Raw genomic sequence first — 24,152 nt, 5'->3', positions numbered from 1 at the left:
GCTCGCGGCCGTCACGACGCGGCGAGCGCATCCAGGCAGCGACGGATCCCGTCCTGCCAGTGCGGGAGCGCGTGAGCGAAGGTCGTCTCGAACTTCGTGGTGTCGAGCCGCGAGTTCGGGGGGCGCCGTGCCGGCGTCGGATAGTCGGCGGTCGTGATCGCCTCGACCTCGGCGCTCGGACCACCTCGTTCGGCGGATTGGCGAAAGATCTCGGTCGCAAAACCCGCCCAGTTCGTCGCGCCCGTCGCGACCATGTGAAAGATGCCGGCGTCCGCGGCTCTGCCGGAACGGGCGAGAACCTGTCGCGCGACGACGACGAGGGCCTGCGCGATGTCGGGCGCGTAGGTGGGCGTTCCCATCTGGTCGCCGACGACGCGCAGCCGGTCGCGGTCGCCGGCAAGACGCAGCATGGTCTTCAGGAAATTGTTGCCGTAGGGGCTGTAGACCCAGGCCGTGCGCAGCACGACGGCCTCGGAATGGGCCCGAAGGACCGCCTCCTCACCTTCGAGCTTGGAGCGTCCATAGATGCTGCTAGGCCCCGTCGCGTCGGATTCCACATAGGGATCGGACTTGATGCCGGGAAAGACGTAATCCGTCGACAGGTGCAGGAGAGGCAGGTTCGCCGCGGCTGCGACCGCCGCGACATGGGCCGCTCCGTCGCGGTTGACGGCAAAGGCAGCTTCGACATCGCTCTCAGCCTTGTCGACGGCCGTATAGGCCGCCGCCGACACGACGACATCGGGCCGATGCTCGGCGATGGCGCGTTCGACGCTGGCGCGGTCCGTGATGTCGAGGAGCGGGCGTCCGAGCGCCACGACGTCGATATCGGGACCCGAAAGCGCCTGGAGGGAGCGGGCGACCTGACCGTCCCGTCCCGTCACCAGGAGTTTCACGACGCCTTCCCCGTGGCGCCGAGGCGCTGGCCCGCATAGCGTTCGGCGCGGATCGGTCCCCACCAGGCCTCGTTGTCGAGATACCAGCGGATGGTCTTCTCCAACCCGCTGTCGAAGGTTTCTTCCGCGCGCCAGCCGAGTTCGGTCTCGATCCGCGACGCATCGATCGCATAGCGCAGGTCGTGCCCGGGGCGGTCGGTGACGAAGTCGATCAGCGAGCGGCGCTTCAGACCGTCCGCCATCGGCGACAGCCGGTCGAGCGTGTCGCAGATCGTCTCGACGACCGCGAGATTGGAGCGCTCGTTCCGTCCGCCGATGTTGTAGGACCGGCCGGGCTCGCCCTTGGTCGCGACCAATGTCAGAGCGCGGGCGTGATCGTCCACGTAGAGCCAGTCGCGCACGTTCTCGCCACGGCCGTAGACCGGCAGTCGCTTGCCCTCCAGGCCGTTGAGAATGATCAGCGGAATCAGCTTTTCCGGAAAGTGGTAGGGGCCGTAATTGTTGGAGCAGTTCGAGAGCACGACCGGCATGTGATAGGTGTGGAACCAGGCCATGGCCAAATGGTCGGAGCCGGCCTTCGACGCCGAATAGGGCGAGGAGGGCGCATAGGGCGTGTCTTCGGTGAAGAGGCCGAAATCGAGCGGCAGGTCGCCGAACACCTCGTCCGTCGAGACGTGGTGGAAGCGGAAGCTCGCCTTGCCGGCCTCGTCGAGCCCCATCCAATAGGCGCGTGCGGCCTCCAGCAATTCGTAGGTGCCGACGATGTTGGTGCGGATGAAGTCGCCGGGCCCGTCGATCGACCGGTCGACATGGCTTTCTGCGGCCAGATGCATGATCGCGTCCGGCTGTTCCTCCGCCAGCAGAGCCGAGACGAAGGGCCGGTCGAGGATGTCGCCCTTCACGAAGCGATAGCGCGGATCGGCCTCGATGTCGGCCAGCGAGGTGAGGCTCGCCGCGTAGGTCAGCTTGTCGAGATTGACGACGGAATGCTCGGTCTTTGCGATGAGATGGCGGCAGACGGCCGAGCCGATGAAGCCGGCGCCGCCGGTGACGAGGATCTTCACGAGGCAGGTTCCTCATAGTCGAAGGGGGGATTGGCCTCGGCGAGCGAGGGGGCGGCCTTGTCCTTGGCCGAGAGCACCGGCTCTTCTTTGCCGAGCGGCCAGTCGATGGCGAAGGCGGGATCGTCGTAGCGGATCGAGCGGTCGTGCGCGCCGGAATAGGGAGCGGAGACCTTGTAGAAGACCTCGGTGTCCGGCTCCAACGTCAGGAAACCATGGGCGAAGCCGACGGGAACGAGGATCTGATTGAAGGCCTCGGCGGAGAGTTCCAGCGACACCCAGCGTCCGAAGGTGGGCGAGCCGCGACGAATATCGACCGCCACGTCGAGAATGCGGCCCCGCAGGACGCGCACGAGCTTGGCCTGCGCGAAGGGGGGCTCCTGGTAATGCAGCCCCCGGAGCGTGAAGACATCCTTGGAATAGGACTGGTTGTCCTGCATCCAGTCCTGCGTCAGGCCGGCCTCGTGAAGGCGCTCGCGCTTGAAGGTCTCGGAAAAGAATCCGCGATCGTCGCCGAAGCGGCGCGGGATCAACTCCAAGACGTCGGGAATGTCGAGCGGTCTGACGTCCAGCATGGGCGAGATCCTTTGGTCCTGTCGGAGCGCCTTTTGCGCAATCGCGGCGCCGCGGGCAAGGGCTCGCGACCCGAAGGTCCCCGCCGGCGTCCGATCCTCGGCCCGCTTCGTGCGGCCCCTGCCGGTCAGAGGTCGCCGCTGGCCAGCTTCTGGAGATAGAGACCGTACTGGCTCTTTCCGAGTGTCTTGCCGAGATCCATCAGCTGGGCGGCGTCGATGAAGCCGAGGTTGAAGGCGATTTCTTCGGGGCAGGAGATCTTGAAGCCCTGCCGGTGTTCGAGCGTGCGCACGAATTCGGCGGCCTCCAGCAGCGAGTCCGGCGTGCCGGTGTCGAGCCAGGCGAAGCCGCGCCCCATGGTCTCGACGCTGAGCGTTCCCGCCTCGAGATAGACGCGGTTGAGATCGGTGATCTCGAGCTCGCCACGCGGCGAGGGCTTGAGGCTCCGGGCGATCTCCGAGGCGCGACCGTCGTAGAAATAGAGGCCGGTCACGGCCCAGTTGGACGCCGGCTTGACCGGCTTTTCCTCGATCGTGGTGGCGATGCCGTCCTTGTCGAAGGACACGACGCCATACCGTTCGGGATCGCTGACATGATAGGCGAAGACGCTGGCGCCCGCGGTTCGGCTCGCCGCACGCTGGAGCATTTCCGGCAGGCCATGACCATAGAAGAGGTTGTCGCCGAGGATCAGGACGGAAGGCTCTCCGTTCACGAACTCCTCCCCGATGAGATAGGCCTGCGCCAGACCATCGGGCGTCGGCTGTTCGGCATAGGTGAAGTGCATGCCCCAGCGCTGGCCGTCGCCGAGCAGGGCGCGGAAGCGCGGCAGGTCGTGCGGTGTCGAGATGATGAGGACGTCGTCGATCCCCGCCAGCATCAGCGTCGACAGAGGATAGTAGATCATCGGTTTGTCGTAGACCGGCAGCAATTGCTTGGATGCCGTCAAGGTCATGGGATGCAGGCGCGTGCCGCTTCCGCCGGCGAGGATGATGCCCTTCAAACTCAGACTCCCGCGTCGAGGCGCCCGCTGCAGGAGCGAGCCTTGGTTCATGGGTGCAGCTATCAACCGCCGGCGCGCACGGTGTCAATGCAAGCGTGGCAGGCAAGACCCTGACGATACCGATGCGGCAAGAACCGCCCACCCGCCGGGCCGGCTTGTCCGAACGTCACGTCCGACATTCGTTCGAGCGAGCGAAACCGCCGCCGAAGCGGATGGCGGCGCGCTTTCCAGGGGCCGCAAGCAACCGGTGCGGCTCAAGCCCTCCCGTTTGTCTCGACATTTAACGGAGGTCCTTACGCACGCATAACCATGATGCCCGATACTTGCTTTCCACATGGCCCAACGGCGGGGAGCTTTAGGAGGTTTAAACGTGCGCCGGCCATGGTCGCCTGAAGCAAGGTCAGCCTTACCGATAGGCCGCAGCGGAGGAAACCATCGATGGACGCCCGCGTCTTACACGCCGACCGGCCAATCTACGTCGACCTCGACGGAACGCTGATCAAGACCGACCTGCTCTGGGAGTCGCTGTTCCTGCTGGCGCGGCAGTCGCCGGGCTCGCTTTGGCAGGTCCCCCTCTGGGCCGCGCGGGGCAAGGCCTGCCTGAAGGCCGAGATCGCCAAGCGCGTGCAACTCGATCCCTCCCTTCTTCCCTACAGGGAGGAGGTCGTTCACGAATTGAGAATGGCCAAGGCGAGCGGTCGCCGCGTCATTCTGGCGACGGGCGCCAACGAGCGGTTCGCCCACGCGATCGCCGAGCATCTCGGGCTCTTCGACGGCGTGATGGCGAGTTGCGACGACGTCAATCTCACGGCATCGCGCAAGCTCGACCGCATCGTGGCGGCGCAGGACGTCGACGGTTTCGAGTATTTCGGCAATTCGCACGAGGATGTGTGCCTCCTCGAAGCGGCGCGGGAGGCAACGGTGGTCGCGCCGGATCGCCTGGCCGGCAAGTGGCAGCGCAGGACCGGTGCCCAGCTCGTTCCGGCGCCGGCGCATGGCATCCTCAAGGGCTGCCTCAAGGCGATGCGGCTGCATCAGTGGGCGAAAAACGTCCTCGTCTTCGTGCCGGTCGTCCTGACGCACGAGTTTCTCGACCTCGCCATGGTCGTCCACGGCCTGATCGCCTTCTTCGCCTTCTCCTTCGCGGCGTCCTCCGTCTACATTCTGAACGACCTTCTCGATCTGACCGCCGATCGGCGTCACAAGACCAAGCGCAGGCGGCCCTTCGCCTCGGGACAGGTCCCGATCCCGGTGGGCCTCCTCCTCGGGGCCGGTCTTCTAGCCGCCTCGTTCGGTCTCGCCGCGACCTTGCCGTTTCCGTTCGGCTGGGTGCTCGGCGGCTACATGGTCGCGACGACGCTCTACTCCTTCTTCCTCAAGCGCATGCTGCTCATCGACGTCCTGATGCTGGCCGCCCTCTACACGACGCGGATCGTGGCGGGTTCGGCGGCGGCCGATGTCGAGGCCTCGTTCTGGCTGATGGCCTTCTCCGTCTTCTTCTTCCTGTCGCTGGCCTTGGTGAAGCGCTTCACCGAACTCCTCGAATTCGGCGCTGGCGCGGAGCGCCAGCAGACGGGACGGGGCTATCTCGACGTCGATCTCGACATGCTCGGCCAGGCCGGCATCGCCTCGGGTTTCGCATCGGTTCTCGTCTTGGCGCTCTACATCGACAGCGCGGAGGTGCGGCAGCTCTACGACATGCCGTGGCTGCTCTGGCCGCTCTGCCCGCTCGTTCTGTACATCGTCACGCGGATCTGGATCCTCGCCCGCCGCAACCAGATGCACGAGGACCCCGTCGTCTTCATCCTCCACGATTGGCGCAGCCAGATGATGATCGCCGCCGGCGTGGCCCTCTTCGGCGTCGCGGCGGTCGTCTGACCCGACCGACGTCCGGACCGGCCGAGGTCTCAGCCGGTCGATGCCCGCGACGTGGAGCGGGGCGCTTAGCACCCGCTTTACCGTCCCCTCAGATTTTCCCGCCGGATGCGGCGGGAGGTCGGCTCCATTCACGCGATGCGCGCCTTTCCTCTGTAGACGAAATGAGCTCGCCGACGCCTCGAGAGGTCTCGCATGTCGAAGTTCCTGCCTTTCATCCTCTTCACGGTCTTCACCAATGCGGCCGCCCAGATCATGCTGAAATACGGCATGATGCAATTGGGACCCCTGTCCTTCGCGGGCGTCAATCCGGTGCTGAAGATCCTTCAGATCGTCTTCAGTCCCTTCGTCTTCCTCGGGCTCTGCACGTTCGTCATCTCGATGGCCTCGCATCTCTTCGTGCTGTCGAAGGTCGAGCTGTCCTACGCCTATCCCTTCCTGTCGCTCGCCTACGTCGCGGTCGCGGCGTTCGCCTACTTCCTCTTCCACGAGGATCTGAACGCCTATCGCGTCGGCGGCATCGCCCTGATCTGCCTCGGCACGGTGTTCATCGCCCAGGGCGGCTCCACGATCCACGGCGAGGACGACCTCGCTTCGCTCCATCCCTCGAACGGTGAGGTTTCCCGATGAAACATGTGATCTTCGGCGGCGACGGTTTCGTCGGACGTCATCTGGCCGCCCGGCTCGTGTCCGACGGCGAGGAGGTCGTCGTGGCCGACATCGCCCGGAGCCCGCTGCCGCATTACGCGCAGGCCCGTCACATTCAGACCGACGTCACCGATCCCGCCGCCGTCCGCGCCGTGCCGATCGCCCCGGAGGACATGGTCTACAACCTCTCGGCCAAGATGCTGTCGCCGCTGCAGGTTCGTGCCAAGCGCCACGACTTCTTCTTCCCCGTGAACTACGACGGAACGAAGAACATCATCGAGGCGATGGACAAGGCCGGCGCGAACCGGCTGGTGCATTTCACGACCGACATGATCTACGGCCACACCGTCGTCTATCCCATGACGGAGGAGCACCCGGTCGCTCCGCTCGGCGAGTACGGCCTGTCGAAATGGCGGACGGAGGAACTGGCGCACGACTGGCGCGCGCGGGGCATGAACATCTCGCTCTTCCGCCCCCGGCTGATCATCGGGCCCGGCCGCCTCGGCATTCTGGAGAAGCTCTTCAAGCTGATCGATGCGAACCTGCCGGTGCCGATGATCGGCTCGGGCAAGAACCCCTACCAGTTCATCTCGGTCTTCGACTGCGCCGAGGCCGCGCGTCTCGGCTGGAAGGCGGGCGTTCCGAACGAGGCCTACAATCTCGGATCGCTGAATCCGCCGCCGGTCCGAAAGCTCCTCGGCGACCTCATCCGCCATGCCGGCTCGAAGTCGATCCTCCTGCCGACGCCGGGCTGGGCGGTGAAGAAGACGCTCGACTTCCTCGATGCGCTGAACAAGCCGCTGATGGATCCCGAGCAATATCTCATCGCCGACGAGAACTGCGTCCTCGACGTCACCAAGGGCAGGCTGCAGCTCGGCTGGGTTCCGCAGCACCGCGACGAGGACATGCTGATCGCCGCCTATCGCGAATACCGGGCCATGAAGGACGGGGCGGTGTCGTCGTCCGCCTTCGCCGAAGCCGCCGAATAAGGAACCGACGCCATGCTCGATCGCCCGAACCTCTCTGCGCCGCGCCTCGACGACGGCGTGCGCCACGGCCCGGCCAAGCCGGCGCTTCTCACCGTCGACGATGCCAAGGCCATGGACGTCACGACGATGGCGGACCTCTTCAAGGACCACATCAATCCCGGCCAGTTCCACTTCATGAAGCTGCTCGGCTTCCACAAGGTCAAGGTCGAGCGCGCCGAAGGCATGTACTACATCGACCAGAACGGCCGGAAGATCCTCGACTTCTTCGGCGGTTTCGGCTCGCTGGCCTTCGGCCACAACCATCCGCGGATCACCGGCGCGCGCAAGCAGTTCCAGGACGAGAAGCGCCATGAGATCGCGATCGCGTTCCTGTCGCAATATGCGGCCGCGCTCGCCAAGAACCTCGCCACGATCAGCCCCGGCGATCTCGACATGGTCTTTCTCGGCTCGTCGGGCTCGGAAGCCATGGAGGCCGCCATCAAGGTCGCCGAACGCGCTTCGGGAAGGAAAAACTGCAAGATCGTCCATGCCGAGAATTCGTTTCACGGCAAGACCAAGGGCGTTCTCTCGATCACCGACTCGCCGCTCTACCAGGGTGAGTTCAAGCTCGTCGAGAACCGCTACAAGGTGCCGTTCGGGGACCTCGAAGCCCTGACCCGCTGCGTCGAGAGCGATCCGGAGATCGGCGTCGTCGTCCTCGAGACGGTGCAGGGCGGCGGCGGCATCATCGAGGCCTCGACCGATTACTGGCAGGGCGTGCGCGCGCTCTGCGACAAGCACAAGGTCCTGTGGGTCGCGGACGAGGTGCAGTGCGGCTACGGTCGGACCGGCACGTTCTACGCCTTCGAGCGCCACGGGGTCATCCCCGACGTCACCGCGCTCGCCAAGAGCTTCGGCGGCGGCAAGGCCGCGATGGCGGCGATGATCGCGCGGCGCGAGGTCTACATGAAGGCCTACGGCACTCCGAAGACCGCCATGATCCACGCCGCGGCGACCTTCGGCGGCATCGGCGAGGGCTGCGTCACGGCCATCGAGGCCCTGAACACGCTCTACGACGAGGATCTCATCGGCAATTCCGAGGTGGTCGGCAACCATCTCCTGACGCGCCTGAAGGCGCTGCACGAGAAGTATCCGACGCTGATCAAGGAGATCCGTGGCCGCGGACTGATGGTCGGCATCGAATTCCAGGACTTCTCCCGCACGCTGCCCTTCGCCCTTCGGCCCGTGGTCGCCATCCTCGACGACAAGCTCAAGGGTTCGCTGTCGGGCTTCATCGGCGCTCTGCTCCTGCGCGATCACGACGTGCTGGTCGCCTTCACCGAATACAATCGCAACGTCATCCGTCTGGAGCCGCCGCTGATCGCGACGCAAGCGCATGTCGACCAGTTCGTCGACGCTCTGGACGAACTCCTCGGCCGCGGCATCGTCTCGATCGTCAAGGACTTCATCAAGTCGCAGATGAGCTGAGGCCGACCCATCGCCCCAAGAGGAAAGGCCGGGCGTCCCGAGACGTCCGGCCTTTCGCATGTCGATGCGCGGCGCTCACGCGGGATCGCGGAGATAGGCGGTCCAGCAGGGCGACAGCGCGATCTCTCTTCGGCCTTCCAGCGCCGACCGGTAGAGGTCGCGAAGTTCGATATTGGCCGTCGTGATCGGGCAGGTCGGATAGAGGACAAGATCGGTGTCGCGGATGGCGGCCAGGGTCTCGTCGTCCGGTCGAGGCACGGCCCGCGAGGGATCGGCACCGATCGCGACGTGTCGGGGCGCCTGCCGGTCGAGGAGATAGGGAAACGGATTGACGAAGTTCAACGGCAGGATCGTCTCGAAGCGCACGCCGTTCGCGGCCTCGTAGGCGAGGATCGCGGACACGGCCTCGTCCGTCGCGAGGAGCCAGGTCACCTGATAGTCGATGTCGGTGTAGAGCAGGAAACCGGGCAGGTAGCCTTCGTCGGCAATGGCGGCATAGGTGCCGCGATGGCTTGCGTAGATCGCCTTCATCGCGATCGCGCGTTCGACGATCTCGGCCCGCTGCGTCACCGCACCCAGCGAACGCAGATGCGTCTGGGGAACCTCCACATATTGAAGCTGCCCGACGAGGGCGCGCGCGAAGCGGTGAAGGACGTTCACGAGGGGCGGCATCGCCGTCGCGGCGACGAGCGTCAGGACGAGCACGGCGCGCTGCGGTGCGAGACCGGTCGCGGCGACCGCGATGTGGAGAAGGAGGGGCCAGAGGAAGATGAAGGCTTGTCCGCCGGTGTTCTGCGTCTCGAAGAACAGCCCCGTGAAGAGCGCGACGGCGAGCCACGCCATGTCCCGATCGAGGAGTGCGGCAAAGGCGGGGAGCCTGGGGCGCCGAAGAAACGTCCCGGCCGCGGCAAGGGCCGATCGTCCGCCGGCATAGGCGACGCTGGCGAGGAGGCAGAGCCCGGCGCCGAAGATTCCGAAATGAATGGAGGCGGCCTGCAGGAAGCGGGTGGCGATGACGCCTTCGTTCAAGGCGACGAGCTGCAGGATGTTGCCGATATAGGCGCTGAAGAGACCCGAGCCGAGCTCGATCGCGGCCAGGACCAGCAGGAACGCCGCGAGCGAGACGATCGCCGTCCGCAGCGCGACGCGCCCCGCCAGGAAGGCAAAGGCGCAAAGGAGGCCCGCGCTGATGAAGCCCGTGATCTTCAGGAAGAACAAGGCGGTGACGCACCAGGCGATGGCGAAGGCGAGAACACGCTGTCGCCGCTCGAACACCAGCGCCGTCATCAGGACATAGAGAACCTCCGTCACTTGCCGATTGTAGAGGCCGAAGCCGTCGACCGACGGATAGTTCGACGTCTGCTCGACATTCATGGGCAGGAGCTGGAAGACGAGGAACGGCACGAGGAGGGCGAAGGCCATTCCCCGCGCGCGCGCCTCGACAAAGGCGAGGACGGGCACGAGCGGCGGCAGCGTGACGACGAGCAGCATCCACTGCGCCAGGAGCAGGGGCTGGGCATCCGGAAAGATCGTCCGGCCGGCGGCGAACAAAGCGTAGCCGAGGGCGCCGACCGGCGCGAAGAAATCGACCGAGGGCACTTGACCCGACAGGAGCCGCTGCGATCCGTCGAAATAGACGACGAGATCCCAGTACATCGAGCCGACCGGCAGGGTCAGCGGGAGACACAGGAGAAGGACGATCGCCACGACGACCATGGCCAGCGCCACCGCGGTGGCCGGGATGCGCCGGGTCGAGGAAAGGACGGCTTGGCCGGGACTGTCGGGAATGGATGCCACGGAATAATTAGTCCGACTTACGGTCTGTTCGCGGCAACCTGACAGACAAAGCTTGCCCGAGGACGTCGCCGCGAAGCGACGGCGCTCGCCGCCACCGGAAAGAGGCGCCCTTCGCCGCCGTCGTCTCGACGGGCGATGTCGCAAAGAGACTGCGGGGCAGGGCGGGGCTGGACTAGTCTCCGGCTCCGTCGCGTCGTTTCCGTTTCGCCTCCCGAGGAGTTCCCCATGCAGAACCGTGCCCGTGCCGTCGTCGTCGGAGGCGGTGTCGTCGGCGTGTCGACGCTCTACCATCTGGCGAAGAAGGGCTGGACGGACAGCGTCCTCATCGAGCGCAAGGAGCTGACCTCCGGCTCGACCTGGCATGCCGCGGGCCTTCTGCCCCTGTTCAACATGAGCTATTCGGTCGGGCAGCTTCATCGCTACTCCGTGCGGTTCTACCGCGAGCTGCAGGAGGAGACCGGCATGAACGTCGGCTTCTCCAACGTCACGAACATCCGTCTCGCCCGCACGAAGGATCGCTGGGACGAGTTCATGTACTATGCCGGCATCGCCGAGACGATCGGCGTCAAGGTTAAGCTCCTGACGCCCGAGGAGCTGAAGGAGGTCTGGCCGCTCTGCGAGACGGACGGCATTCTCGGCGCGATCCAGCATCCCGAAGACGGCTATATCCAGCCCGCCGATCTGACGCAGGCGCTCGCCAAGGGCGCGCGCGGCATGGGCGCCAAGATCCACCGCAACACCACGGTCACCGCGATCGAGCAGCTGCCGTCCGGCGAATGGAAGGTCTCGACCGATCAGGGCGACATCGTCTGCGACCACGTCGTGTCCTGCACCGGCAATTTCGCGCGACGCACGGGGCGGATGGTCGGGCTCGACGTGCCGGTCATTCCGGTCGAGCATCAGTATATCGTGACCGAGCCGCATCCCGCGATCCTGGAGCGCAAGCGTCAGGGTCTGCCGGAGATGGGCGTCCTGCGGGAGAGCGACTCGGCGTGGTACATGCGCGAGGAGAATGGCGGCCTGCTGCTCGGACCCTACGAGAAGGGCGCGCCCTGCTGCTACATGGACGGTCCCGACGATGAGAGCGAGTATGAGCTCTTTCAGGAAGAGCTCGACCGGCTGATGCCGCATATCGAGACCGCCATCGCGCGCGTGCCCGCCTTCGGCGAGGTCGGCATCAAGAAGGTCTATAACGGCGCCATCGCCTATACGCCCGACGGCTCTCCCATCGTCGGCCCCGCGCCGGGGCTCAAGGGCTTCTGGCTGAACGAAGGGCATTCCTTCGGCATCACGGCGGCCGGCGGCGCCGGATGGCAGCTGGCGGAATGGATGGTCGACGGCGAGCCGACGGTCGATCTGGCCGGCGTCGATCCCCGCCGCTTCGGCCCCTATGCGAGCGAAGGCTATCTCAAGGCGAAGAACGAGGAGGCCTATGCCAACGTCTTCACCTGCCATTATCCGGACGAGGAACGCTCCGCCGCACGTCCGTTGAAGACCTCGCCCTCCTACGAGCGGCAGAAGGCGCTCGGCGCGGTGTTCGGCTCGGTCTACGGTTTCGAGCGCGCCAACTGGTTCGCGCCGGAGGGCTACGAGGTGCCGGCGGCCGATCTCGACCTCGGCGCGGACGTCCTCACCAACGAGAACCATGCGCCCGCCGACCATACGGGTAAGATCCGCGAGAAATGGTCCTTCCGCCGCTCCAACTATTTCGAGCATGTGGGCAACGAGGTGAAGGCGGTGACCGAGGGCGTCGGCCTTCTCGACATGAGCGCCTTCGCCAAGGCGCTCGTCACCGGACCCGGCGCGCGGGCGTGGCTGGACTCGGTGCTCGCCAACCGCATCCCTAAAAATCGCGGACGCATCGCCCTCAGCCATCTTCTGACGCCGGCCGGCGGGGTGCGTTCGGAGTTCACGGTCTACGAGCGTCGGCCGAACGAGTTCTACCTTGTGTCCGGCGGTGCGCTGGAATCGGTCGATCACGACACGATGCGCAAGCTCCTGCCGGCGGACGGCAGCGTCTCGTTCCGCACGATCACGGCGTCCACGGGCGTGCTCGTGCTGGCCGGACCGAAATCGCGCGACGTGCTGGCGAAGCTGACGCGGACCGATCTGTCGACCAAGGCCTTCCCGTGGCTCACGGGCCAGCGCATCTCCGTCGGCCCGGTCGGTCTTGATGCGCTCCGCGTCAATTTCGTCGGCGAACTCGGGTGGGAGTTGCATCACCCGATCGAAATGCAGAACGCCCTTTACGACCTCCTGATGGAGGCCGGGGCCGAGTTCGGCATCAAGCCCTTCGGCATCCGGGCGATGGGCGTGATGTCGATCGAGAAGTCCTATCGTCAGATGGGACGAGAACTTTCGATCGAATACAACGCCTTCGCCTCCGGGCTGGATCGCTTCGTGCATCCCAACAAGGGCGACTTCATCGGCCGCGATGCCGCCGTCGCCGGGCGGTCCGACGGGCTGACCGCCCTGTTCGCGACGATGGAGGTCCACGGGGTCACCGATGCCGATGCCAGGGGATCGGAACCGATCTACCAGGACGGCGTCCTCGTCGGCCGCGCGACGAACGGCGGCTATGGCTGGCGGGTCGGCAAGAGTCTCGCGCTCGCCATGCTGCGCCCCGATCTCGCGGTCGAGGGCACGAAGCTTAAGATCCGAATCCTCGGCCAACTCTTCGATGCGACCGTGATCGGCGAAAGTCCGTTCGATCCCGACAACGCGCGGCTTCGCGCCTGACGCATCCGCCCGATCCCATGACGGGCTTGTGATTTGCCGCGGCGGTGCATTGGGGAAACCATTCCTCATGCGCCGCCGGATCGCCTCTGTCCTCGCCAGTGTGCTCTTGTTCCTTCCCGCTCCCTTGCGGGCCGCGGACGAGGTTCCGGTCGATGTCGAGCTGATCCTCGCGGTCGACGTGTCCTGGTCGATGGATCAGGGCGAGCAGCGCATCCAGCGCGACGGCTATGTCGCGGCCTTCCGCAGTCCGGAGGTGCAGGCGGCGATCCTCGGCGGCGGCCATCAGGCGGTCGCGGTCACCTATGTCGAATGGGCCGGCGAGTTCTCCCAGAGCATCATCGTTCCCTGGACTCGGATCGATTCGAAAGCGGCCGCCGACGCCTTCGCCTACCGCCTGTCCGAAGAGGAGCCCGAGCGTGCGCGTCGCACCTCGATCGCCTCGGCGATCGACTTCACCGCACCGATGTTCGATGACAACGGCTTCCGGGGATTGCGCCGTGTCATCGACATTTCCGGCGACGGGCCGAACAACCAGGGGCGGATGGTCACCGAAGCCCGCGACGCGGCGGTGCGGCGCGGCATCACCATCAACGGACTGCCTCTCATGACGTCGGGTTCGGGACAGGGCTTCTCGTCCTGGGGATCGATCCCCGATCTCGACCGCTACTACGAGTCCTGCGTCATCGGCGGGCCCGGTGCCTTCATGATCCCCGTCAACGACTGGGCGCAGTTTCCAGAGGCCGTGCGCCGCAAGCTCGTCATGGAACTCGCCGGGGGATGGCCGCTCCCGAAGGATCCGGACGACGACATCCGCCATCTCGCTGCGACGGGCGGGGACGCCGATTGCCTCGTCGGCGAGAAGCAGTGGCAGGAGCGGCAGTTCCGCTGGCCCAGCGAGCGCTGATCCGGTCGCATCGGCGTCCGAGGTCGATCGTTCACATCTGAACTCATTCGAACGCACGATGCCGGAGTCGTCCGCACGATGCTGGAGTCGTCGCCATCACACGGGCGCGGGCGCCATGACGCCGGAACCGAGACGGACGCATCTTTCGTGTCAGGCGGCCGCGGCGCTCGCCATGGCCCGAGCGGCGCGTTCCTGCTGCGGCGAGCGGCCATAGAGCTCGCGATAGCATTTCGAGAAATGGGACGCCGAGACGAAGCCCGAGGCGACGGCGATCTCGACGATCGGAAGAGACGACTGGAGCAGGAGGTGACGGGCCCGGTCGAGCCGGATCTCCAGATAGTAGCGCGCGGGCGAGCGACCCATTTCCTTTTCGAACAGGCGTTCAACCTGTCGTCTCGACAGTTGGACACCCCTCGAGATCTCGACCAGCGAGAGCGGTTCGCCGAGATTGGCCTCCATGATCTCGATGATCGCGAGCACCTTGGCATGCTGCACGCCGAGGCGCGCGCGAAGCGGCAGGCGCTGGCGGTCGTTGCTGGCGCGCACCCGATCGGTCAAGGCCTGCTCGCAGACCCGGTTCACGACGTCTTCGCCGTGATCGTCGCCGATCAAGGCGAGCATCATGTCGAGCGACGCGGTGCCGCCGGCGCAGGTGTAGATGTTGTGGTCGATCTCGAAGAGGTCGGCATGGACGTCGGCGCGCGGAAAGGCTTCGGAAAAGCCCGGCAGGTTCTCCCAATGGATCGCGCATCGGCGATCCGCCAGAAGTCCCGCGCGCGCCAGAATCCACGCGCCGGTGCACAATCCGCCGACGGACACGCCGCGCCCGTGCGCTTCGCGCAGGAACGCGTAGCTGGAGCGGTCGTTGAAATCCTCCACGAACACGCCGGCGCAGACGAAGACCATGGACGGACGGCGCTCGCCGGCCAGATGGCGGCGTTCATCCTCGACCGACGAGGAGACCGTGATCTCCACGCCGTTGGAGGCGAGAACGGGTTCGCCGTCCGTGGAGGCGAGGCGCCAGCGATAGGACTCAAATCCGAGGATGCGATTGGCGATCCGCAGCGGCTCGATCGCCATGGCGAAGGCGATCATCGAAAAATTCGGCGCGAGGAGAAATACGATGCTGCGCTTGGGCACAGGCGTCGGCGTCGGGATGGTTCGAAGGGCGGAATGCTGCATCGAGGCTCGGCAGGTTGCGCGTTGCGGCCGATCCGAACTTGCGCGCTTCTTGGAACCGTTTCAAGCAGACACTTTGATTTGCGGAACATACATCCCGCTTTTGTGGACCTTGCCGCACCCGACGGAAACAGGGTCTCGCTTCAGCGGGCCAAACGCTTGCGGTTCGCCGTCACTCGCGTGCTGTAGGGCTTCAGCGCCGCCGTCAGGATCGTGTCGACGTCATTGTGGGATTGGCGCAGCACGCCGGTCATCGCCGCGGTCGCGCTGTCGATCGCGACCTTGGTCACCGCGAGATTGACCGCGATGGCGCTTTCGCCGATGGCCTGGACTTTCTCGCTGACCATGCGCGACGCCTCCAGCTTCGAGCGCCCGGTGGGCGCCGACGCCGTCATCCAGAATTCGGTCAGTCGGCTGGAGATGACGAGAGGCGAGAGGAGCATCAGCGTCGACAGTTCTGCGGCGGCGTTGTTGGTCTGCTTGAGCATGGGAGCCTCGCGCTTGACGCTCCGGGAGTGGAGCCAGCCGCAACCAGCATCTATTCGCTTCCGCCCGGCTTCAAGGCAACAACCGTGTTTTTCTGCGTCGGGCGGCTTTGTTCAGGGAACCGATCACTCGATCTGCCGTTTTTTCGCCACATGAGATCAACGGAGTAAAGCCATGTCCCGCCGTTTCGCCGCTCTTTCGCTCGCCCTCGCCGCCGCCATCACGCTGTCCGCATGCGCCAACACGGTGCGGGGTGTGGGCCGAGACGTCGGAAACACGGTCGACGCGACGGGCGCGGCCGTCAACGACGTCGCTCGCTGATCGCAAAGCCCGACATTCGTCCATGGAATGACCGCGCCAACCGCGCGGTCATTCGCCTCGTCTCTATTCCTCTCCCCTTCATTTAACCGGCCCTTAAGGCTGCCGGGCCAATGATCGCCTTCCTGTCGAACGGGAGGTGCCATTTGGTCGATCCATCGTCTTCATCGTCTGAGAACGAGCATGAGCGCGAGGTGAATGCCGTCGCCGCTCTCGTCAAGCTACTGGTCGACAGCGGTTTTCAGCCTCATCGGATCGAAGCCGCCCTGCGCAAGCCGACGACGGCAGCCAATGCCGACCGGCATGCGGACTGCTATGCCGCAGCGGTACCTCGCGACAAGCGACGGCGCGACCGGGCGGCCTGACCCTGCGGTCCAGCACCGCGGACGACGACTCGAAATCTGTCATGCAAACCCATCGACGTCACCTGCGGCCGGCGGTTCGCTTGTGACGTCGGTCCGTTTCGAGAGCGCCGCGCCCATGTCGGCCACGAGCGGAGCCTGCGCCGACGGATCGGGCGCCTCACGGCCCCGATCGCGGGACGGGTCCCGGCTTCGAGGAGCCGGGACCTTTTAGCCGTCGGGTCAGTCGGCGAAGCGTTCCTTGCGCAGACTGCCGTCGGCGTTCAACTCGACGACGACGGACCGGCCCGCCGGGGTCCTGGCATCGACCTCGACATGTTCGCGCCGCGTCTCGACATCCCCGTCATACGTGTAGCCGAGCTTTTCCACGGCGGTTCGCGCCTGCTCTGGGGTCGGAAGGGGCTTGAAGGGCTCACGCTCGGCCAGTTCGCCGTCGTCATTCACGGTCAGGCTCCATTCGGCGCCGGCGGCATCCCTGGCGCGAAATTCGGCATGGTGCCGGCCGGTGTCCATGAGCGTCAATTCCGTATAGCCGGCCGTCGTCAGGACCTTCGTCGCCTCGGCTTCGTCGATGCCGCCAGAGAACCAACCGAAGACGCCGCCCTCGTCGCGCTTCTCCGCGCGGGGGCCGTCTTCCGTCTCGCCGCGCGGGCCGGGGCCGCCGTGATGCCTGCCGTGCGGGCCGCCGCGCCGCGCGTCCTCCTCCGGCCCGCCGCGTCCTCCACCCCGAGGCTCGCGCAGGGTCTCCCGCCGTCCGTCCTCGTGGGTCAGTTGTGCCGCGCGGAGCGTGCCGCGCTCGAACCGACCCTCGACGGTCACCGTTTCGCCGGCCGCGACGAGGGGCCTCTCGTCCCCGGACGGGCCCGTTTCCACGAGCGCGCGACCGCTGGCGTCTTCGAGGACGAAGGCACCGCCGAAGATCTCGGCGACGCGTCCGCGTATCGCGATGCGGCTCATGTCGCGAAGGGCACCGATCTCCGTGATCGGGGCAGGGGCCGGCGACCCCGCGGGCGGAGCTGCGGGCGCAGGCGCCGCGGCGACCGGCGCGGCCGGTGCTGGAGTGCCCTGAGCGAAGGACAGGCCGGTTCCCGCCAGGATGGGGAGGGCGAGGGCGGCGGCGGCGAACATGTGGATGGCGCGGCGATTCGTGTCGGTCGTCATCGATAGGTCCTTCTCGTTGGATCGATGCGAACGGTTCTAGCCAACGCGGTGCAACCTCCTCTGAATGCGACGGTTCAGGTTCCATTCAGCCGCGGCCTGTAGCTCCGACCCTTCTCCCGCGCTCCCGCGAGGCACCTCTCCATGCGCATTCTCCTCGTCGAAGACGATGTCGGCCTCAGCCGCGAAATCCAGGCGGCGCTGCGAGCCGAGAACTTCGCGGTCGATCCCGCCTTCGACGGGGAGAACGCGGCGCATCTGGGGGAGACGGAGGCTTTCGACGTCGCCGTTCTCGATCTCGGCCTTCCCAAGATCGACGGCATCGCCGTCCTGAAGGCCTGGCGCGCGGCCGGCAAGAGCCTGCCGGTGCTGATCCTCACCGCACGCGACGGGTGGAGCGACAAGGTGCAGGGGTTCAAGGCCGGCGCCGACGATTATCTCGTCAAGCCCTTCCGTATCGAGGAGCTCGTCATGCGCCTGCGCGCCCTCGTCCGCCGCTCGCGCGGACATGGCGACGCACGGATCGTCTGCGGGCCGATCGCCTTCGACGCGCAGGTCGGGACCTTCGAAAAGGATGGTCTGCCGCTCCGACTGACGGGCCTCGAATGGCGCGTCCTTTCCTGCCTGATGCTGCGCAAGGAGATCGTCGTGCCGCGCGCCGACCTCATCGAGCGGGTCTACGAGGGCGACGCCGACGTCGATTCCAATTCGGTGGAGGTCATCATCGCCCGTCTCCGGCGCAAGATCGGGCACGAGATGATCGAGACCACGCGCGGGCTTGGCTATCGGATCACGGCGCGCGCCGAGGCGGCGGGATGACGCCGCGTCGGGCGTTTGGCCGCTTCACCCGCTCGCTTCGCGGGCGGCTGGTCCTGTCCGCCACCGTTTTCGTTCTCATCTCGATGCTCGTCGTCGGCCTCGTCGTCGGCAAGATGTTCGAACGCTTCGTCCATGGCGAGGTGGAGGCCCGCCTGGAGGCGCAGATCTCGCAGATCGCGCAATCGCTCTCGCCGGACGGCCGCTCGTTCGGTCCGGCTCGCAACGAGGCGAGCTGGGATCGAGGGTCGCATCGCCGGGAGCGGTCCGGCGAGCGAGCGGCCGAGCGGGACGCGGACATTGACGCCCCGGTGCATCGGCGAGGGCGTCCGGGCGATCTCGATCGACCGCCGTTCGATCGCCCGGGTTCGGGCTGGTACTGGCAGGTCGAGGGTCCGGACGGGAGTGTCCTTCGGTCGGCATCGCTGGCAAGCGAACGGCTGTCGTCCGATCTTGCGGGGCGCGCCGAGCCGGGAGGGCGCGGCGGCCATTCCCGCGAGGCGGCGGCGCGAGCCGGCCTCATCGTGAAGAGCCGCGAGATCGCCGGTCCCGGCGGCACGCGTGTCGTGATCGTCGCGACGGCGCCCGACGCCGCGGTGTCGCGGCCGCTCCGCGAGGCCAGTTTCGCTGTCGCCCTTCCGATCGGGCTCTGCGGACTGCTCCTCGTCGGCGCCATCGCTTTGCAGGTCCGTTTCGGATTGGCCCCGCTCGAGGCGCTGCGCGCTTCGCTGGCTGCCGTTCGCAACGGCGAGCGCGATCGCCTGCCGGAGGTCGATGCCTCCGAGCTACGCCCGCTCGTCGAGGAGCTGAACGCGCTCATCGCCCAGGATGCGGCCAATCTCAGGCAGGCGCGGCGCCACGTCGCGAACCTGGCCCATGGATTGAAGACCCCGCTCGCCACGCTGTCCGCCGCCTTCGAGCGTTTGCCCGACGCCGCCGACCGCGCCGATCTCGCGGGCTCCATCGAACTGATGGACCGGCGGATCCGCCATCATCTGCGCCGCGCCCGCGCCGCGGCCCTCGATGGTCATGCACGCTATCGCACATCCCTGGCCTCCCATGCCGCCGATATCGCCGCCGTCGTCGGCCGCCTTCGCGCCGACGACGAGATCGGGATCGACATCGCCATCGCCGATGACGCGCTGGTCGCGGTGGAGCCGGAGGATCTCGACGAGATGCTCGGCAACCTCCTCGACAATGCCGCTCGTCATGCTGCCTCGCGCGTGCGTGTGACGGCGGAGCGGGAGGACCGCCGGATCATCCTGTCCATCGAAGACGATGGGGCGGGATTGACCGATGCGGAGACGCAAGCCGTGCTCCAGCCGGGGCGTCGGCTCGACGAGACGCAGCCCGGTCATGGCTTCGGACTGCCGATCACCTCCGAACTCGCGGAGCTTTATGGGGGATCGTTGAGGCTTCGGCGCGGCGCCTCCGGGGGCCTGCTGGCGCAACTCACCCTTCCGGCCGCGCCGGCGTCCGCTGCGGCATAGATCACCGATCTCCATCGGTTCGGACGCGACGGCGGACAGATCGTCCAGACGTCCGCTGCCAAGACCGAGAGAGTGAGGCCGCCCTTCGGAGGCCCGATCGCCGGCGCGACGCTCTAAGGCGCCGCGCAGGACATGAGGCCCTGTCCGCCGCGTTCGTTCGGCTCGCAGTCGTCGGCCTCACGCCAAGCGCTGTCCGGCATCGAGGCGGACCCCATCGCGCTGCGGGTTCTCAGCGCGGTGGGTGACGGTCCTCCGCCGGGGTCACCATGGCGGCCAGAACGCCCTGCAACGTCAGACCTCCGACAATGCGGCCGTCGGGTCCGACGACGTTCGCGGTGCCGACATCGTCGCGCGCCATGGCCCGCGCGGCCTCCTCGATCACGGACCCGCTCGCTATGGAAGGGCCGGCGGATGCCATGCCGGCCGTCTCTGGCGTCACCGGCCGCATGATCGTGTCGACCTCGATCACCCGGCCCCGGTTCACCTCGCGCACGAAGGACTGGATGTAGGCGTCGGCCGGCGTCAGCACGATCTCCTGGCCGGTGCCCTGCTGCACGATCTCGCCGTCGCGCAGGATCGCGATGCGGTCGCCGAGCCGAAGGGCTTCGTCGAGATCGTGGGTGATGAAGACGATCGTCTTCTGCAGTTCTTCCTGGAGATCGAGAAGCACCGATTGCATGTCGCTGCGGATGAGCGGATCGAGCGCGGAGAAGGCTTCGTCCATCAGGAGGATCTCCGCGTCGGTCGCCAGCGCGCGCGCCAGCCCGACGCGCTGCTGCATGCCGCCGGAGAGTTGCGCGGGGTAGCGGTTCTCGTAGCCCTTGAGGCCGACGCGCTCGATCCAGCGTTGGGCGGACGCGCGCTGCTTTTCGCGCGAGACACCCTGGATGGCGAGGCCGTACACGACGTTGTCGTAGATCGTCTTGTGCGGCAGGAGCGCGAAGCGCTGGAAGACCATCGAGATCTTGTGGCGCCGGAAATCGCGGAGCTTGCCCGGCGACATGGCGAGGACGTTCTCGCCCGAGATCACGACCTCGCCGCCGCTCGGTTCGATCAGCCGGTTGATGTGACGGATGAGGGTCGATTTTCCGGAGCCGGAAAGGCCCATCACCACCTGGATGCCGCCCTTCGGCATGTCGATGCTGATGTCCTTCAGGCCCAGCACATGATGGTGGCGCTCCAGGAGTTCGGCCTTGCCCATGCCGCCGCGCACGGCGTCGACCAGCTCGCGGTCCCGTGCGCCGAAGATCTTGTAGAGGTGGCGGATGCTGATCGCGGCTTCAACCATGGGAGGCCTCGCGATGGCGCTGCAGCCGCTTGCCGAAGGCTTGGCTGGCTCGGTCGAAGATGATGGCGATAGCCACGATCGCCATGCCGTTCATCACGCCCTGTGTGAAATACTGGTTCTGAATCGCCTGGAGGACGGGCTGTCCGAGCCCGCGAACGCCGATCAGCGAGGCGACGACGACCATGGCGAGCGCCATCATGATCGTCTGGTTGATCCCGGCCATGATCGTCGGCAACGAGAGCGGCAGCTGCACCTGGAGAAGGCGCTGGGAGCCGGACGCCCCGAAGGCATCAGCCGCTTCCATGACCTCCTTGTCGACCAGACGGATGCCGAGATTGGTGAGGCGGATGATCGGGGGCATGGCGTAGATCACGACGACGATGAGGCCGGGGATCAGGCCGATGCCGAGCAGCATGACGATGGGAATGAGATAGACGAAGGAGGGCATGGTCTGCATCACGTCGAGGATCGGCGCGACGACCGCCTGCACCCGGTCGGACTTCGCCATGAGGATGCCGATGGGAAGACCGATGACGATCGAGAGAAGGGTGCAGACGATGATGATGGAAAGCGTCTGCATCGTCGGTTCCCACATGCCGAGAAAACCGATGAGAAGCATCGCGACGAAGGTGCCGATCGTGATGCCCTTGGAGCGGCTGGCGAGCCAGACGATGCCGGTGATGACGAGGAGGACGATCGGCCAAGGCATTCCGATCAGCAGCTTCTCGAACCACAGCAGGAAGTCGAGGAGCGGTCGGAACAGCGCCTCGATCGTGTCACCCCAGGCGCGCGAGAATTGACGATACTGCCCGTCGATCGCGCGCGCCGCATCCCGCAGCGTGCCGCGCTCGAGCGCGGGAAAGCTGGTCAGCCAGCCCGGCAGGATCGACCGGAGAAACTCCATCAATGCAGTCAAGCGCACGCCCCCTGAAGCCTCGGGCCCCGTTGTTCATCTCGATCGCCGGATCAAAGACGCGGGACGCGGGGACCCCCCGGTCCCCGCGTCCCGCTTTCGAGCTTCAGAGGCCAGCCTTGACCTTTTCGGCGATCTCCGGAGACACCCATTTCGACCAGACCTCGGGCTGCGTCTTCAGGAAGTGCTCCGCCGTGTCCTGGCCGTTCGGGTCCTGGTTCTCTTCCTTCCAGGCGAGGAGCTTGTTGACGGTCGCGTTGTCCCAGGCGCGCGTCTTGAAATACTCTGCCGCTCCCGAAGACTGCTCGGCGACCTTGGGCGTCAGCATCGTGAAGACCTCGGTCTTCGTCCAGGCGTTGACCTTGGGATCGGTGCAGTCCGCGACCGATGTGCAGCGCTTCCACTCGGCCTCGTCGAAGGTCGTGTCGAAGCCGAGACGCGTCATATCGTATTTGCCGAGGATCGGCGTCGGCGCCCAGTAATAGCCGAGCCACGCCTTCTTGTCCTCGTAAGCCTTGGCGATGGAGCTGTCGAGCCCGGCTCCGGAGCCTGTGTCCACGAGGGTGAAGCCCTTGGAATCACCGTCATAGGCCTTGTAGAAATTCGCCGTCGTGATCTGGCAGCCCCAGCCGGACGGGCAGTTGTGCACGGCCCCCTTGGACGGATCCTCCGATGCCGGGAACAGTTCGGGATGGGCGAGGGCGTCCTTGATCGTCTTGATCTCGGGGTGCTCCTTGGCGAAGTAGGTCGGCACCCACCAGCCTTCGACGCCGCCGTCGGAAAGGCTCGCGGCACCGTAGACGATGCGTCCTTCCTTCACGGCCGCGTCGATCTGATCGCGGAACTGATTGACCCACATTTCCGGCGCCACGTCCGGCTCGCCCTTCTCGGTCATGGAGGCGAAGGTCGGCATGGTGTCGCCGGGGACGATTTCGGCCTCGCAGCCGTAGCCCTTTTCCAGGATCATCTTGTCGACCTGGGCTAGCACCTGAGCCGAGGCCCAGTTCATGTCCGCGATCGTCAGCTTCCCGCAGCTCTCCTGGGCGGAGGCGCTGCCGACGCCGACACAGGCGGCCGCGACGAATAGGGTGGAGGCGAGCAGTTTCTTCACGAGTGGCACCTTTCGAGAATAGTCACGACAAGACAGACAAAGAAAATCCATCGCCGGCGAAGAGCCGTCGAAGACTTCGTATCGATCAGCATGCGGTGCGACCCAGTAAGTCGCGGCCCCCACATCGCCATGAACGCTATCGCGTTGCTTTAGCGATTCCAACCTCTTTCAACCCACCCTCGAACGATGGCGCAACCATCCCTGCGCGGCCCCATGAAAGCGACGCGTCGTGGTCCGTTCGCGACTTGCCGCGGGAGATTGGAAGAAAGCGTTCGGTTTCGGCCGCGGCGTGGAGCGGCGATGCGCGGTCCACAGGGGACGCGGATGTCTCGCAACGCCGAGATGACACGGACGCTTCGGCCACCGATCGGACGTTGAGAACCGAACAGGGGCGCGCAAAGGGTCGTTGTCACCGGATCGGCGTTAGCCCATCGGTAACCATTCCTTGCGATAAAGGAGGTGCGGCGAAACGGCGCCCCATCCCGGCAAAGGTCTTGCGTACCGGGATGGCGTCGCCGCCCGTCGAGCCAACGCTCCGGTCGACGCCGACATCCCACCGCATCCCGCCGATCATCATCGACCAGCCGGTCGTTCCCGCGGCGATACGGAGTTGGGGGCGTCAGGCTGCCGGCGGCAACGCGTTCAAGATCTGGGCCGGCCGGAACGGTTTTGAGACGAACGGAACGTTCGCGAACGCTGTCGGCACCGATCCGTCGGCGCTCGACACGAAGCAGAAGGGCGTCGCGCGTTCCATCAGATCGGCGGCGATCCCATAGGAGCGATTTCTGTCGTGTCCGATGTTGATGTCGAGAAGGGCGAAGTCCACCCCGTCTTCGATATGTCGACGCGCACCGGCGATCGATGCCGCGAGCACGCATTCCACATCCGCATGACCGGAGGTCACGATATCTTCCAAGTCGATCGCAATGATCGGCTCATCTTCCAGGATCAAGACGCGCATTGTTGTGTCCCTATCTACCAGACGTCAATGCAGTCCTGCGACCGAAGTTGCACAGTTCGGTCATGGTTTGATTCAAATCGGTGGGACCGAGAAGCGGTAAGACTGAGTCTTCGCCCGTGATTCG

22 protein-coding genes are annotated in these 24,152 nt (G+C 66.0%); 10 read left to right on the top strand and 12 right to left on the bottom strand.

Annotation, left to right across the window (positions count from 1 at the left end):
- Positions 1–11: 11 nt before the first annotated feature.
- The 4 genes from rfbD to rfbA all read right to left on the bottom strand — a co-directional run bounded on the left by rfbD (position 12) and on the right by rfbA (position 3,527).
- On the bottom strand, positions 12–893 hold the full coding sequence (rfbD, locus tag ASG43_RS00535; RefSeq protein WP_056499061.1) for a dTDP-4-dehydrorhamnose reductase: 882 nt from the start codon (positions 891–893) through the stop codon (positions 12–14).
- Positions 890–1,957, bottom strand: a complete 1,068-nt coding sequence (rfbB, locus tag ASG43_RS00530; RefSeq protein WP_056499059.1) for a dTDP-glucose 4,6-dehydratase — start codon at positions 1,955–1,957, stop codon at positions 890–892. The genes rfbD and rfbB overlap by 4 nt, the downstream gene beginning before the upstream one ends.
- On the bottom strand, positions 1,954–2,529 hold the full coding sequence (gene rfbC / locus ASG43_RS00525) for a dTDP-4-dehydrorhamnose 3,5-epimerase (protein ID WP_056499052.1): 576 nt from the start codon (positions 2,527–2,529) through the stop codon (positions 1,954–1,956). Before rfbC ends, rfbB begins: the two co-directional genes overlap by 4 nt.
- A 125-nt stretch (positions 2,530–2,654) precedes the next feature.
- Complete coding sequence (gene rfbA, locus ASG43_RS00520; protein ID WP_056499049.1) at positions 2,655–3,527, bottom strand: glucose-1-phosphate thymidylyltransferase RfbA; 873 nt, start codon at positions 3,525–3,527, stop codon at positions 2,655–2,657.
- 438 nt (positions 3,528–3,965) lie between these two features.
- Here rfbA and ASG43_RS00515 point away from each other — a divergent pair, with 438 nt between their 5' ends.
- The 4 genes from ASG43_RS00515 (at position 3,966) to ASG43_RS00500 (ending at position 8,506) form a co-directional block, all read left to right on the top strand.
- A complete protein-coding gene (locus ASG43_RS00515; RefSeq protein WP_056499047.1) occupies positions 3,966–5,405 on the top strand; it encodes a UbiA family prenyltransferase in 1,440 nt (479 codons plus the stop codon).
- Positions 5,406–5,597: 192 nt separating this feature from the next.
- Positions 5,598–6,032 (top strand): transporter, encoded by a 435-nt coding sequence (locus ASG43_RS00510; protein WP_056499044.1) that lies wholly within the window; start codon positions 5,598–5,600, stop codon positions 6,030–6,032.
- Positions 6,029–7,039, top strand: coding sequence for an NAD(P)-dependent oxidoreductase (locus tag ASG43_RS00505; protein WP_056499041.1), 1,011 nt, complete (start codon positions 6,029–6,031; stop codon positions 7,037–7,039). Before ASG43_RS00510 ends, ASG43_RS00505 begins: the two co-directional genes overlap by 4 nt.
- 12 nt (positions 7,040–7,051) lie before the next feature.
- Positions 7,052–8,506 (top strand): aspartate aminotransferase family protein, encoded by a 1,455-nt coding sequence (locus ASG43_RS00500; protein ID WP_056499039.1) that lies wholly within the window; start codon positions 7,052–7,054, stop codon positions 8,504–8,506.
- 75 nt (positions 8,507–8,581) lie between these two features.
- Here ASG43_RS00500 and ASG43_RS00495 read toward each other — a convergent pair whose 3' ends face one another.
- Positions 8,582–10,303 carry a hypothetical protein gene (locus tag ASG43_RS00495; RefSeq protein WP_082490507.1) on the bottom strand — a complete coding sequence of 574 codons (1,722 nt, stop codon included), beginning with the start codon at positions 10,301–10,303 and terminating at the stop codon, positions 8,582–8,584.
- Between the two features lie 225 nt (positions 10,304–10,528).
- On the opposite strand from ASG43_RS00495, the gene ASG43_RS00490 reads away from it, so the two are divergent.
- On the top strand, positions 10,529–13,042 hold the full coding sequence (locus ASG43_RS00490; RefSeq protein WP_056499036.1) for an FAD-dependent oxidoreductase: 2,514 nt from the start codon (positions 10,529–10,531) through the stop codon (positions 13,040–13,042).
- Positions 13,043–13,109: 67 nt separating this feature from the next.
- Positions 13,110–13,946 carry a DUF1194 domain-containing protein gene (locus tag ASG43_RS00485; RefSeq protein ID WP_056499032.1) on the top strand — a complete coding sequence of 279 codons (837 nt, stop codon included), beginning with the start codon at positions 13,110–13,112 and terminating at the stop codon, positions 13,944–13,946.
- 150 nt (positions 13,947–14,096) lie between these two features.
- Here the strand turns inward: ASG43_RS00485 and ASG43_RS00480 are convergent, their stop codons facing one another.
- Positions 14,097–15,128 carry a GlxA family transcriptional regulator gene (locus tag ASG43_RS00480; protein ID WP_056499029.1) on the bottom strand — a complete coding sequence of 344 codons (1,032 nt, stop codon included), beginning with the start codon at positions 15,126–15,128 and terminating at the stop codon, positions 14,097–14,099.
- A gap of 140 nt (positions 15,129–15,268) precedes the next feature.
- The gene (locus ASG43_RS00475; protein WP_056499026.1) at positions 15,269–15,613 is read right to left on the bottom strand and encodes a hypothetical protein; all 345 of its coding nucleotides are present in this window, start codon (positions 15,611–15,613) and stop codon (positions 15,269–15,271) included.
- A gap of 172 nt (positions 15,614–15,785) precedes the next feature.
- On the opposite strand from ASG43_RS00475, the gene ASG43_RS23190 reads away from it, so the two are divergent.
- Together ASG43_RS23190 and ASG43_RS22420 are read left to right on the top strand one after the other, a co-directional pair.
- Positions 15,786–15,932, top strand: coding sequence for a hypothetical protein (locus tag ASG43_RS23190; RefSeq protein ID WP_200939450.1), 147 nt, complete (start codon positions 15,786–15,788; stop codon positions 15,930–15,932).
- Between the two features lie 110 nt (positions 15,933–16,042).
- Positions 16,043–16,294, top strand: a complete 252-nt coding sequence (locus ASG43_RS22420; RefSeq protein ID WP_156386315.1) for a hypothetical protein — start codon at positions 16,043–16,045, stop codon at positions 16,292–16,294.
- Positions 16,295–16,513: 219 nt separating this feature from the next.
- Here ASG43_RS22420 and ASG43_RS22415 read toward each other — a convergent pair whose 3' ends face one another.
- Positions 16,514–17,452, bottom strand: coding sequence for a hypothetical protein (locus ASG43_RS22415; protein ID WP_056499024.1), 939 nt, complete (start codon positions 17,450–17,452; stop codon positions 16,514–16,516).
- A 141-nt stretch (positions 17,453–17,593) separates the two neighbouring features.
- Between ASG43_RS22415 and ASG43_RS00465 the strand changes: the two genes are divergently transcribed.
- Both ASG43_RS00465 and ASG43_RS00460 read left to right on the top strand, forming a co-directional pair.
- The gene (locus ASG43_RS00465; protein WP_056499020.1) at positions 17,594–18,268 is read left to right on the top strand and encodes a response regulator transcription factor; all 675 of its coding nucleotides are present in this window, start codon (positions 17,594–17,596) and stop codon (positions 18,266–18,268) included.
- The gene (locus ASG43_RS00460) at positions 18,265–19,755 is read left to right on the top strand and encodes a HAMP domain-containing sensor histidine kinase (RefSeq protein WP_056499016.1); all 1,491 of its coding nucleotides are present in this window, start codon (positions 18,265–18,267) and stop codon (positions 19,753–19,755) included. The genes ASG43_RS00465 and ASG43_RS00460 overlap by 4 nt, the downstream gene beginning before the upstream one ends.
- Positions 19,756–19,984: 229 nt before the next feature.
- On the opposite strand, the gene ASG43_RS00455 is transcribed toward ASG43_RS00460, so the two are convergent.
- From ASG43_RS00455 to ASG43_RS00440, 4 genes are all read right to left on the bottom strand, one after another.
- Positions 19,985–21,043, bottom strand: coding sequence for a betaine/proline/choline family ABC transporter ATP-binding protein (locus tag ASG43_RS00455; RefSeq protein WP_056499014.1), 1,059 nt, complete (start codon positions 21,041–21,043; stop codon positions 19,985–19,987).
- Positions 21,036–21,947: a proline/glycine betaine ABC transporter permease gene (locus ASG43_RS00450; protein WP_056499012.1), complete on the bottom strand. Its 912-nt coding sequence runs from the start codon at positions 21,945–21,947 to the stop codon at positions 21,036–21,038. The genes ASG43_RS00455 and ASG43_RS00450 overlap by 8 nt, the downstream gene beginning before the upstream one ends.
- 115 nt (positions 21,948–22,062) lie before the next feature.
- Positions 22,063–23,067 (bottom strand): ABC transporter substrate-binding protein, encoded by a 1,005-nt coding sequence (locus tag ASG43_RS00445; protein WP_056499008.1) that lies wholly within the window; start codon positions 23,065–23,067, stop codon positions 22,063–22,065.
- Between the two features lie 619 nt (positions 23,068–23,686).
- The gene (locus ASG43_RS00440) at positions 23,687–24,028 is read right to left on the bottom strand and encodes a hypothetical protein (RefSeq protein ID WP_056499005.1); all 342 of its coding nucleotides are present in this window, start codon (positions 24,026–24,028) and stop codon (positions 23,687–23,689) included.
- Positions 24,029–24,152 lie beyond the last annotated feature (124 nt).

It is taken from the genome of Aureimonas sp. Leaf454 (genome assembly GCF_001424685.1).
In the GTDB taxonomy this organism is placed as follows: Bacteria; Pseudomonadota; Alphaproteobacteria; order Rhizobiales; family Rhizobiaceae; genus Plantimonas.
Note: the sequence above shows the minus strand (reverse complement) of the source record. Positions and strands in the feature narration are given on the sequence as shown.

Coding starts and splice junctions, on each gene's coding strand:
- ASG43_RS00450 (WP_056499012.1), bottom strand. CDS start 21,947: ATGGAGTTTCTCCGGTCGATCCTGCCGGGCTGGCTGACCAGCTTTCCC.
- ASG43_RS23190 (WP_200939450.1), top strand. CDS start 15,786: ATGTCCCGCCGTTTCGCCGCTCTTTCGCTCGCCCTCGCCGCCGCCATC.
- ASG43_RS00505 (WP_056499041.1), top strand. CDS start 6,029: ATGAAACATGTGATCTTCGGCGGCGACGGTTTCGTCGGACGTCATCTG.
- ASG43_RS00515 (WP_056499047.1), top strand. CDS start 3,966: ATGGACGCCCGCGTCTTACACGCCGACCGGCCAATCTACGTCGACCTC.
- ASG43_RS00480 (WP_056499029.1), bottom strand. CDS start 15,128: ATGCAGCATTCCGCCCTTCGAACCATCCCGACGCCGACGCCTGTGCCC.
- ASG43_RS00475 (WP_056499026.1), bottom strand. CDS start 15,613: ATGCTCAAGCAGACCAACAACGCCGCCGCAGAACTGTCGACGCTGATG.
- ASG43_RS00490 (WP_056499036.1), top strand. CDS start 10,529: ATGCAGAACCGTGCCCGTGCCGTCGTCGTCGGAGGCGGTGTCGTCGGC.
- ASG43_RS00500 (WP_056499039.1), top strand. CDS start 7,052: ATGCTCGATCGCCCGAACCTCTCTGCGCCGCGCCTCGACGACGGCGTG.
- rfbC (WP_056499052.1), bottom strand. CDS start 2,529: ATGCTGGACGTCAGACCGCTCGACATTCCCGACGTCTTGGAGTTGATC.
- ASG43_RS00465 (WP_056499020.1), top strand. CDS start 17,594: ATGCGCATTCTCCTCGTCGAAGACGATGTCGGCCTCAGCCGCGAAATC.
- ASG43_RS22420 (WP_156386315.1), top strand. CDS start 16,043: ATGATCGCCTTCCTGTCGAACGGGAGGTGCCATTTGGTCGATCCATCG.
- ASG43_RS00455 (WP_056499014.1), bottom strand. CDS start 21,043: ATGGTTGAAGCCGCGATCAGCATCCGCCACCTCTACAAGATCTTCGGC.
- ASG43_RS00510 (WP_056499044.1), top strand. CDS start 5,598: ATGTCGAAGTTCCTGCCTTTCATCCTCTTCACGGTCTTCACCAATGCG.
- ASG43_RS00440 (WP_056499005.1), bottom strand. CDS start 24,028: ATGCGCGTCTTGATCCTGGAAGATGAGCCGATCATTGCGATCGACTTG.
- ASG43_RS00485 (WP_056499032.1), top strand. CDS start 13,110: ATGCGCCGCCGGATCGCCTCTGTCCTCGCCAGTGTGCTCTTGTTCCTT.
- ASG43_RS00460 (WP_056499016.1), top strand. CDS start 18,265: ATGACGCCGCGTCGGGCGTTTGGCCGCTTCACCCGCTCGCTTCGCGGG.
- ASG43_RS22415 (WP_056499024.1), bottom strand. CDS start 17,452: ATGACGACCGACACGAATCGCCGCGCCATCCACATGTTCGCCGCCGCC.